Below are 9,026 nucleotides of genomic sequence, written 5' to 3'. Positions count from 1 at the left end.
GTTGCTGATCTGATCAGCGGCGGTGCGGCATGGGCACAACGCGTGGAGATTCCGGCAACGGCAGCGCGTCAAGACGCGCGGTGACACTCGCAAGCTCGCGCTCCAGTCTGATCACGTGCCGCTCCATCGTGGCCAGGCGCCCCTCCATGTACCGTAGCATGCCGCTTGTTTGATCTTCAGCGTTTTCGCTCATCGGGCTCTCCTGTCGATCGGGCTGAGGACCATTCGTTACAGTCTACAGCTTGCACGTATGCGCAGCCTTGGCCAGGAATCCGATGCCCCTCAATGATGACGATGTCGTGCTGCTGGTCGACGGCCAACTCCTCTCCGGTTGGCAGGAAATCCGCATCGGCGTGGGCATCGAGCGCATGCCCAGCGACTTCGAACTAGTCGTCACCGACCGCTACCCCGGCAAGCCGGCGGTCCCTCTCCAGCCTGGCATGGACTGCGTCATCAAGATCGGTGCTGACACTGTTATCACCGGCTATGTCGACCGCTACACCATCTCCCTCAGCAAGCGAGGCGGCACGCAGATCCGCGTCACCGGTCGCGGCCGCTGCCAGGACCTGGTCGATTGCTCCGCCTATCTCCGCGGCAGCGCCAACCAGATCCTCAGCGCCCCCTCGGCGCAGGTCATCGCCCAGCTCGCCGCGATCTACGGCGTCCAGGTCGAGGCCCGCGCCGGCCCGGGCGCCGTGGTGCCGCAGTTCAACGTCATCCTCACCGAAACCGCATGGGACATCATCGACCGCATCGCGCGGCATTCCGAGTTCCTGGCCTATGAGGGACCCGACGGCCGCCTGGTCCTCGCCCGCCTCGGCACCGAGCGCATGGCCAGCGGCTTCAAGGAGGGCGCCAATGTCGAGGAGGCCAGCATCAGCCGCACCCACGACAAGCGCTACAGCCTCTACGAGGCGGTCTTCATGCCGATCGAAACGCTCGCGCAGTTCGACCGCGCCGCGCAGCCCGACTTCAACACCCGCGCCCGTGCCTTTGACGTGACCATCGGCGCCGACGCGCCGGGGCAGGGGCGCCGCTTCCGGCCGCTGATCGTCATCGCCGAGACCTTGCAGAACGGCGTCGACATCGCGCAACGCCGCGTCGAATGGGAACGCGCCCGCCGCTTCGGCCGCAGCCAGGCGGTGGAGATCCTCGCCGATTCCTGGCGCGACGCCGCCGGCGCGCTCTGGCAGCCGAACCGCCTGGCGCGGGTGCAACTGCCGACCCTGAAACTGCCGGAGGTGGAGTGGCTGATTTCCGAGGTCAGCTTCGAGCGCGGCCGCCAGGGCACCCATGCCCGGCTGACCCTGATGCCGCGTGAGGCCTTCCAGCCCCAGCCGGTCTACCTGACCCCCTTCGACTGGCAGGTGCAGGATGCGCTGCGCCAGGGTGGCGGGCCGCCGCCATGACCGTGGGCCTCGACCGCCTCTACGCGCGCCTGATGTCCATGGTCGCCATCGGCCGCGTCGCCGCCAGCACCGCCCTGGCCGGCCGCGGCGCACGCCGCATGCAGGTGCGCTTCGACGCGGCGGAGATCCGCGACGAGACGCCGCTTTTGCAGGCCTATGGCTTTGCCTCCCGCCCGCAGCCCGGCGCCGATGTCGTGGTGCTCTTCCCCGGCGGCAACCGCGCCGCCGGCTTCATCGTGGCGACCAACGACCGGCGCTATCAGGTCGATATCGAGGAGGGCGAGGCCGTCATCCACGACGACCTCGGCCAGCGCATCCACCTGACCCGCACCGGCATCGTCATCGATGGCGCCGGCCAGCCCATCACGCTGCGCAACGCCCCCATGACGACGATCGAGGGCGATATGACGGTGACGGGCGACGTCACCATCAGCGGCCGCAGCTTCAACGCCCACACCCATACCGAGACCGACAGCGAAACCCTGCCGCCCTCATGACCGCCACCGACATCGCCATCCTCTGGGACGCCGAACGCTCCCAGGGCGACTGGCAGCTCACCGAGGGCGGCAACCTCGTTACCGCCCAGGCGCTGGAGACCGCCGTCCTGATCAGCCTCTTCACCGATGCGCGCGCCGCACCGGATGACGTGCTGCCGCAGGGCGAGACGGACCGTCGGGGCTGGTGGGGTAACGCCTTGGGCGAGGACCCCATCGGCTCCCGCCTCTGGCTGCTGCGCCGCGCCAGGCGCCGGCCCGAAACCCTGGCCCTGGCCGGGGACTACATCCGCGAGGCCCTGGCCTGGCTGATCGACGACGGCATCGCCCGCAAGGTCGAGGTCACGACCAGCTGGATCAGCCCCAGCCGCATGGGCGCCGCCATCACCATCCACCAGCCCGACCGCCGCGCCGCGCTCCGCGCCGAATGGGCCTGGCAGGGCATCTGACACGGGGTATCCCACCCATGGCCTTCGAGCGTCCCACCCTGACCGCCCTGCTGCGGCAGGCGCGGGCCGATATGGCGGCCGCCAGCGGCAGCAACGTCATTCTGCGCGCCTCACCACTCGGCATCCTCGCCAAGGTGCTGGCGGGCCTCCTGCAAGGCCTCTACGGCTATCTCGACTGGATCGCCCGCGAGGCCAATCCGCTGACCGCCACAGGCGCCCGCCTGGTCGCCTGGGCCGCCCTTGTGGGCATCTTTCGGAAGGACATGGAGACCGCTGCCGCCACGGCGACCTTTGGTGGCACGCCCGGCGCCATCCTCGCCGAGGGAACGCGGATAAGCCGCACGGCGGACGGCGTCACCTATCGCAGCACGGCGCTGGGCACGGTCGGCGCCGGCGGCACGGTGACGGTCCCGATCGAGGCCGAGGAGCCGGGTGCCACCGGCAATGCCCTTGCCGGCGCCGCCGTCACCCTCATGGGCGCGGCCAGCGGCATCCTCGCCACCGGCACCCTGGCCACCGCCGCCGCCGGCGGCGCCGATGAGGAGCCGGAGGAGGATTTTCGGGGCCGCATGCTGGCCCGCTACCGCAACCCGCCCAAGGGGGGCGCCGCCGGCGACTACGCCACTTGGGCGCGGGAGGTGCCGGGCGTCACCCGCGCCTGGGACGCCAGCCTCGCCGCCGGCACCGTCACCGTCCACATCATGCTGGACGATGCCCGGGCTGGGGATGGCGGCTTCCCGCAAGGCTCGGACGGCGTCGCGGCCTCCGACCCCCGCGCCGTCGCCGCCACGGGCGACCAGCTGCTGGTCGCCAACCACATCCGCGCCCTGCAACCCGTCACCGCCCTGGTCTATGTCGTGGCGCCGCTGCCCCATCCCGTGCATCTGACCATCGCCGACCTCTCGGCCGACAGCACCGCCATCCGCGCCGCCATCACCGAGGCCCTGACCGGCATGTTCCGCCGCGAGGGCGCCCCGGGCGGCACCATCTACCCCTCCGCCATCTCCGCGGCGATCGACGGCGTGCCGGGGGTGGAGCGCTTTTCCCTGCCGGGCCTCGGCCCCGTCACCGCCCCCGCCGGCCGCCTGCTGGTGCTGGGCGTCATCACCTGGCCGGTCTGATCATGGCCGATGTCGAGCTCGGCCCGGCCGAGCACCTGGCCGCCGCCCAGGCCCTGCTGCCCACCGGCCCGGTCTGGCCCCGCCACCCTGGCACCACCCAGGAGCGGGTCCTCTCCGGCCTCGCCGCCGGCGCTGCCCGGCTGCGCGCCCGCGCCCGTGCCCTGCTGAGCGATGCCTTCCCGGCCACGACCTTCGAGCTGCTGCCGGAGTGGGAGGCGGCGCTGGGCCTGCCGGACCCCTGCGCCGGCCCCGCGCCCGGCCTGCAGGAACGCCGCGGCCAGGTGGTCGCGCGGCTCACCGCCCGTGGCGGCCAGAGCATTCCCTACCTGGTCGGCCAGGCCGCCGCGCTCGGCTACACCATCACCATCCGCGAATTCAGCCCCTCCCGCCTCGGCGCCCTGCGCCTGGGCGGGCGGTTGCAGGATGCGCGCTGGGCCCATGCCTGGGCGGTACAGGCGCCGCTGAACACCATCACGCTGTTCCGCCTCGGACAATCGACGCTTGGCGAGCGATTCCGCAGCTGGGGCAACGAGGTTCTCGAATGTGAAATGCGCGCCCTCGCGCCGCTGCACACCACCCTGATCTTCCAATACAGCTAGGAGGGGCGATGTATCGTCTCGCGAACGGCACGCAGGTTTCGACCTTGCCGCCCGCGCCCGCGCCCGTGGGCACGCCAGGCTACGGCACCGATGGCGACCCCGGCGCCGGCCAGCTCGGCAGCATCTTTGGCGCCGCCGAATTCAACGTGATCCAGGAGGAGCTGATGAGCTTCCTCTCGGCTGCGGGCATCACCCAGGAATGGGCGAACTACGGCCAGGTCCTCGCCGCCTGCCACATCCTCTTTGCGCGCGCCGCCAGCACCGCCGCCGTCATCGCCGATGCGGGGCTCACCCCGAATCCCGCCGACGACAACCAGCTGCGCGACGCGATGCGCCTGCTCTATGGCGGCGGCGGCACGCTGGGCGTGACCGGGCACTGGCGCCTCCCGGGCGGGCTGATCCTGCAATGGGGCAACTTCGCCGGCACGACGGGCAGCTTCTCCGACGGTGTTGCCGAGAATCCGGGCATCGCCGTCACATTCCCCATCGCCTTTCCGACGAGCTGTTGGCACGTCTTCGCCATTCCCTTCGACGTCGATGGCGGATCGCTCCAGGAAACCGTCTGGCGCACGGGCAGTCCCACCGCCACGGGCTGCTCGCTCGGCCTGTCCTGCAAGCAGGCGGGGACGCTGATGTCCGGCAGCTACCTGGCCATCGGCCGGTGAGGGGGACGGCGATGATCTTCTACTCCCCGACCCTGCGCGGCTTCTTTCACGGCGCCATCCATGGCGACGCCATCCCCGCCGATGCCGTCCCCGTCACCGCCGAGGACCACGCCGCGCTGCTGGCCGCCCAGGGCGCCGGCCAGGTGATCCTGCCCGGCCCCGACGGCGCGCCCATCGCCCAGAATCCGCCGCCGCCGCCGGCACCGCCGCCCATCCGGCGCATCGGCGCGCTGGCCTTTCGCCGCCGCCTGACACCCGCGCGCCGCGCCGCCATCACGCTCGCCGCCTCCGTCGCCATGGAGGCGGGCGATGCCAGCATCCAGGTCTGGCTGGATGACCTGGCGGCGTCGAGCATCGTGGAACTCGACAATGCCGAGACCATCGCCGGCATCGCCGCGCTGCTGGCCGCCGGCGTGATCACCGAGGCCGAGCGCGACGCGCTGCTGGCCAACGGGCTGCCCGCCGAGGCGGCCTGACCCGGCGCGCCGCGGCGCGCCCCTGACGACATTCCGGAGCTTCCATGCCCCCCACCGATGTGCGGGTCACGCTGCGCGTGGCCAGCAGCGATCATTTGCGGCCGCGCGCCGTACAGGGCAGCGCCATCGCGATCGAGGCCACCATCCTCGACCAGGACGGCGCCCCGGTCGCGGACGCCATCGCGGACCTGTCCTGGATCACGCCGCAGGGCGTGGAGATGCGCGCGCCGGGCCGCGTCTCCGACGCCCGCGGTATCGCCACCGCGCTGCTGGCCATCGCCGGCACCGGTGCCTTTGTCGCCCGCTGCGCCGTCCTCTCGCCCATCGCCCGCGTCGCCCTGCGGCCCTTCACGATGATCGATGGCGGTGTGCGGCTCGAGGCTGTGCCGGCGACGCCGGTCGTCACGCCGCAAGGCGCCTTTCTGATCCTGCCCAATGGCCGCGCGATCGGAGGCGCCTCGGCATGAGCGAGAGCGCCGAGACCTTTGTGGCGGTCCAGATCGCCACCGAACTGCCCATTGCCGCCGATCCGCTGGCGCTGGCCGTCTATGGCAGCAATCCTGGGACCGGCGCGGTCGAGCAGACACCGGTGCGCGCTATCCGCGATGCATCGGTGACGGCGGCGGAGATCGCCGCGATCCCGGTGGCCGAGGACCGGGGCGCCGCCGCGGGCGCAGCCGCCGCTCAGCCCTACACGGCTGAGGCGGCCGATTGGGCACAACTGACGGCCTCCAGCGTCGCCAATGCCGCGCAGCCGCACATCACCTGGGCGGCTTTGCAGTCCTGGTCGGCCGCCGCCGCCGAGAATGCGCTGGCAGTGCTGACCGATATCGATCCGGCCGCGCCGTTGCAGGAGCGCGGCTACTACCGTGTGCGCGGCGGTGCGCCGCATTACGAGGGGCCGACGATTCCGACGCTGGATCAGCGCCAGGCCGCCGGGCGCGCCGATGCGGCCGCGGTGCGTCAGGCGGGCGCTGGCCTGTACGCGCTGCCAGGCCCGACGGCCGGCGGGATCTATCCGGTCGTCGTGGATGACAACGGTCGGATCACGCTGGGCATCCATGGCGCAACAGGGCGGATCATCGGCGATCCGCAGGCGCTTCGCGACCTCATGGCCGTGCTTGCTTCTCTGGCGGGTGCGATGATGTCCTTGCCCGGCGCCCAGGGCGGCATCCTGCCGATCTGCACTGACGACCGAGGCAATGTCGTGCTGGGCTACGACATCGCGGCGCGGGCGATCACGGGCGCCTTCCCGGATGTGCAGACCACGCGCCAGTTCTCGCAGCTGGCCGGCGCGGCGGATGCCCAGGCGCTGCGCGGTGGAGCGCTATGGACCGTGCCGCGCGGCGGCGGCGTGTTCCCCTTTGCCAGCGACGACAATGGCCGGGTCCTGTTGGGCTACGACCCCGCGGCTGATGCGCTGGTTGGCGCCTGGCCGGGGACCGGCGGGGTCAGCACGCGCGATCTCTCGCCGATCTATGGATCGCAGCTGTTTGGCGTGAGTGGCCAGGTGCTGCCGCTCTACATCGCCAATCTGGCGGTCGACCGGGGCGATGGGGGCGAGGCGATCTGCACCATCTCCAGCCAGCCGGATTTCCCCGCCGCGCCCCTTGTGGTCACCGGCACCGAGCAGCTGGCCATCCCGGTCGATCGGCTGGGCGCCAGTGCTGAACTGGTGATCCGGCGCCGCGGCAGCATGGCGCGCCAGCGCATCGCATTGTCGGTGAGCAAGCGTCAGGTCCCGATCGTCGGCACGTCCTCTCCCAGAATCCTGATTCTCGGCGACAGCATCAGCAACCGCGCAGGCGCCGCGCATATCGACCAGCACCTGACCGCTTGGGGATTTACGCCGCAGTGGTTGGGGACCATCCGCGGGACCGGGTTTGACCAGGCGGACACCCTCAACGAGGACGGTCCGCTTGGCGAGTGCCGGGAGGGTTGGGCGGCCTACGGCGACTATCTCTACGCCGTGCCGGAGGAGGCGGACGTCAATCGCGTGATCGCGGCCGGCCAGGAGGCCACCTATCTCGGCCTGTCCAAGACCTCGCGCCGCCGGTCGCAGATTTTCATCCGCCCCGCGGAATCCGGCGACGATCCTAGCACGATCTACAACGGGTATGTCTTTGACTTCGGCTTCTATCTGAGCCGTTTCGCGATCCCCACGCCCGACATCGTCATCATCAACCTGTGGGTCAATGACGTGACGGAGGCCGGCGCGGCGGGGGCAGGGCAGGTCTATATCGGCCTGTCGCGCATGATCGACAGCATCCGGCAGGCGGCCCCGCTGGCCAATATCCTGCTGTGGTATTCGGCGATCCCGCGCAGCGCGGATGCGGATACGGCCTGGACCGAGGCCTATCGCGCGGGGCAGCAGGCTGTGGTGCGCGTCGTGCGGCACCGCCGGGTGACGGACCCTCGCGTGCATCTCGTTTCCGCCGGCGCCCACATGTCCCAGGAGGCCGGTTGGACGTCGAGCTACGGCACGGCCAATGCCGATACCGGCATCCAATCGGCGACGATCACCGACTACCGCCACCCCGTCACCTTGTCCCGCCGCCAGCAATTCGAGGCGGTCGCGGCCGCCGTCGCCTGCCTCGCGCCTTAGGAGCCGCGATCATGAGCCTCACCTTCTTTCGCCTGCCCGTCGCCTCCGACCGTCCCGACCTGCCGAGCATTGATCTGAGCGCCGCGCGGCCGGTGTTCGGCACGCCGCTGGAGGCGGATGCGCTGGGCCATTGGCTGCTGGGGCCTGACCCCACATCGCTGATCGACGTCTCGCGCAATGTGGCGCTGACGCTTCAGGGGGCGGGGCCGAGCTTTGCCGAGGCATTCGCCACCGTGAGTGGGGTCGGCAATGCGCTGCTCACCCCCAAGCTCGACAGCCTTCAGCAGACCCTATGCATGGTGGTGCGCCGGCCCGCACCTGGCGCCAATACGATCCTCGGCGGCAGCCTGCGATTTGCGGATGGCAGCGGATCGTCCCTGCACGTCACCACCTCCGCGACCGAGCTGCGGTCGTCCATCGGCGGCGCGTTCATCGCCCAGGCCTGGCCTGCCGGCATCGCGGTCGGCGACTGGATGTTCGTCGCCTTGTCGGAGAGCCTGGCCTCGGAGGTGGCTGGCGACCGGCACGCGATCCAGCACATCGGCGGCGCGGCCCCCGTGGTGGCAGCCATGCCGGCGGGCCGAACGCTGAGCAGTGGCGGCGGCCGCGTTGCCCTCGGCAACGCCTACTACAACAACAGCTCCTGGATCACCGGCGCGCCGGCGATCGCCGAGCCGATCGTCTATGACCGGGCGGTGAGCGCGGAGGAGTTGCTGGCGATCTATGCCAGGAGCAAGGCCCGGATGGCCGCGCGGGGCATCGTGGTGCGGTGAGGGGCGCTCGACGTTCCGCCGCGCTGAGCCAGGCGGAGATCCTGGCGCGCATCCTTGGCGGCGCGCCGTCCTGGCGCGACACGCCAACACCCTCGCGATTTTGGGCGCAACGTGCATGAGCGACCGCATCCACCTCACCGCGCCGGAGCTGCGCGACCTGCTCGACCATGCCGCCGAGGCGGGCGCCAAGCGCGCGCTCGCGCGCCTTGGCCTCGCCGATGAGGCCAGCGTGAAGGATCTGGCCGAGGTGCGCGATCTGCTCTCGGCCTGGCGCACCGCCCGGCGCGTGGCCTGGGAGACCGTGGTCCGCGCCGCGACCATCGCCATCCTTGCCGCGCTCGCCGCTGGCTTTGCCCTGAACTGGATCGGCGGCAGCGCGCCGCCGCGCTGAGCCGCACGGCCGGTCATCATCCACGGCGGCATCACCCCCCACAT

12 protein-coding genes are annotated in these 9,026 nt (G+C 71.1%); 11 read left to right on the top strand and 1 reads right to left on the bottom strand.

The features are described from left to right. Nucleotides 1-13: 13 nt before the first annotated feature. Nucleotides 14-193 carry a hypothetical protein gene (locus tag ACVFYP_RS19690; RefSeq protein WP_499201904.1) on the bottom strand — a complete coding sequence of 60 codons (180 nt, stop codon included), beginning with the start codon at nt 191-193 and terminating at the stop codon, nt 14-16. Between the two features lie 82 nt (nt 194-275). Here ACVFYP_RS19690 and ACVFYP_RS19685 point away from each other — a divergent pair, with 82 nt between their 5' ends. The 11 genes from ACVFYP_RS19685 (at nt 276) to ACVFYP_RS19635 (ending at nt 8,982) form a co-directional block, all read left to right on the top strand. Then, the gene (locus tag ACVFYP_RS19685; RefSeq protein WP_499201903.1) at nt 276-1,409 is read left to right on the top strand and encodes a phage baseplate assembly protein; all 1,134 of its coding nucleotides are present in this window, start codon (nt 276-278) and stop codon (nt 1,407-1,409) included. Beyond that, entirely contained in the window at nt 1,406-1,906 is a 501-nt protein-coding gene (locus ACVFYP_RS19680; RefSeq protein WP_499201902.1) for a phage baseplate assembly protein domain-containing protein, read from the top strand. The genes ACVFYP_RS19685 and ACVFYP_RS19680 overlap by 4 nt, the downstream gene beginning before the upstream one ends. Next, nucleotides 1,903-2,352 carry a phage GP46 family protein gene (locus ACVFYP_RS19675; RefSeq protein ID WP_499201901.1) on the top strand — a complete coding sequence of 150 codons (450 nt, stop codon included), beginning with the start codon at nt 1,903-1,905 and terminating at the stop codon, nt 2,350-2,352. The genes ACVFYP_RS19680 and ACVFYP_RS19675 overlap by 4 nt, the downstream gene beginning before the upstream one ends. Nucleotides 2,353-2,369: 17 nt before the next feature. After that, entirely contained in the window at nt 2,370-3,473 is a 1,104-nt protein-coding gene (locus ACVFYP_RS19670) for a baseplate J/gp47 family protein (protein WP_499201900.1), read from the top strand. Between the two features lie 2 nt (nt 3,474-3,475). After that, the gene (locus tag ACVFYP_RS19665; protein ID WP_499201899.1) at nt 3,476-4,072 is read left to right on the top strand and encodes a YmfQ family protein; all 597 of its coding nucleotides are present in this window, start codon (nt 3,476-3,478) and stop codon (nt 4,070-4,072) included. An 8-nt stretch (nt 4,073-4,080) separates the two neighbouring features. Next, nucleotides 4,081-4,737 (top strand): gp53-like domain-containing protein, encoded by a 657-nt coding sequence (locus ACVFYP_RS19660; RefSeq protein WP_499201898.1) that lies wholly within the window; start codon nt 4,081-4,083, stop codon nt 4,735-4,737. A gap of 11 nt (nt 4,738-4,748) precedes the next feature. Then, a complete protein-coding gene (locus ACVFYP_RS19655) occupies nt 4,749-5,213 on the top strand; it encodes a hypothetical protein (protein ID WP_499201897.1) in 465 nt (154 codons plus the stop codon). 44 nt (nt 5,214-5,257) lie between these two features. Then, nucleotides 5,258-5,680: a hypothetical protein gene (locus ACVFYP_RS19650; protein WP_499201896.1), complete on the top strand. Its 423-nt coding sequence runs from the start codon at nt 5,258-5,260 to the stop codon at nt 5,678-5,680. Beyond that, nucleotides 5,677-7,818 carry an SGNH/GDSL hydrolase family protein gene (locus tag ACVFYP_RS19645; protein ID WP_499201895.1) on the top strand — a complete coding sequence of 714 codons (2,142 nt, stop codon included), beginning with the start codon at nt 5,677-5,679 and terminating at the stop codon, nt 7,816-7,818. Before ACVFYP_RS19650 ends, ACVFYP_RS19645 begins: the two co-directional genes overlap by 4 nt. An 11-nt stretch (nt 7,819-7,829) precedes the next feature. Beyond that, nucleotides 7,830-8,591 carry a hypothetical protein gene (locus tag ACVFYP_RS19640; RefSeq protein WP_499201894.1) on the top strand — a complete coding sequence of 254 codons (762 nt, stop codon included), beginning with the start codon at nt 7,830-7,832 and terminating at the stop codon, nt 8,589-8,591. 115 nt (nt 8,592-8,706) lie between these two features. Continuing rightward, nucleotides 8,707-8,982 (top strand): DUF6127 family protein, encoded by a 276-nt coding sequence (locus ACVFYP_RS19635; protein ID WP_499201893.1) that lies wholly within the window; start codon nt 8,707-8,709, stop codon nt 8,980-8,982. Nucleotides 8,983-9,026 lie beyond the last annotated feature (44 nt).

Source organism: Roseomonas sp. F4 (genome assembly GCF_053891155.1).
This window is presented reverse-complemented; position numbering and strand designations above follow the sequence as displayed.

Coding starts and splice junctions, on each gene's coding strand:
- ACVFYP_RS19690 (WP_499201904.1), bottom strand. CDS start 193: ATGAGCGAAAACGCTGAAGATCAAACAAGCGGCATGCTACGGTACATG.
- ACVFYP_RS19685 (WP_499201903.1), top strand. CDS start 276: ATGCCCCTCAATGATGACGATGTCGTGCTGCTGGTCGACGGCCAACTC.
- ACVFYP_RS19680 (WP_499201902.1), top strand. CDS start 1,406: ATGACCGTGGGCCTCGACCGCCTCTACGCGCGCCTGATGTCCATGGTC.
- ACVFYP_RS19675 (WP_499201901.1), top strand. CDS start 1,903: ATGACCGCCACCGACATCGCCATCCTCTGGGACGCCGAACGCTCCCAG.
- ACVFYP_RS19670 (WP_499201900.1), top strand. CDS start 2,370: ATGGCCTTCGAGCGTCCCACCCTGACCGCCCTGCTGCGGCAGGCGCGG.
- ACVFYP_RS19665 (WP_499201899.1), top strand. CDS start 3,476: ATGGCCGATGTCGAGCTCGGCCCGGCCGAGCACCTGGCCGCCGCCCAG.
- ACVFYP_RS19660 (WP_499201898.1), top strand. CDS start 4,081: ATGTATCGTCTCGCGAACGGCACGCAGGTTTCGACCTTGCCGCCCGCG.
- ACVFYP_RS19655 (WP_499201897.1), top strand. CDS start 4,749: ATGATCTTCTACTCCCCGACCCTGCGCGGCTTCTTTCACGGCGCCATC.
- ACVFYP_RS19650 (WP_499201896.1), top strand. CDS start 5,258: ATGCCCCCCACCGATGTGCGGGTCACGCTGCGCGTGGCCAGCAGCGAT.
- ACVFYP_RS19645 (WP_499201895.1), top strand. CDS start 5,677: ATGAGCGAGAGCGCCGAGACCTTTGTGGCGGTCCAGATCGCCACCGAA.
- ACVFYP_RS19640 (WP_499201894.1), top strand. CDS start 7,830: ATGAGCCTCACCTTCTTTCGCCTGCCCGTCGCCTCCGACCGTCCCGAC.
- ACVFYP_RS19635 (WP_499201893.1), top strand. CDS start 8,707: ATGAGCGACCGCATCCACCTCACCGCGCCGGAGCTGCGCGACCTGCTC.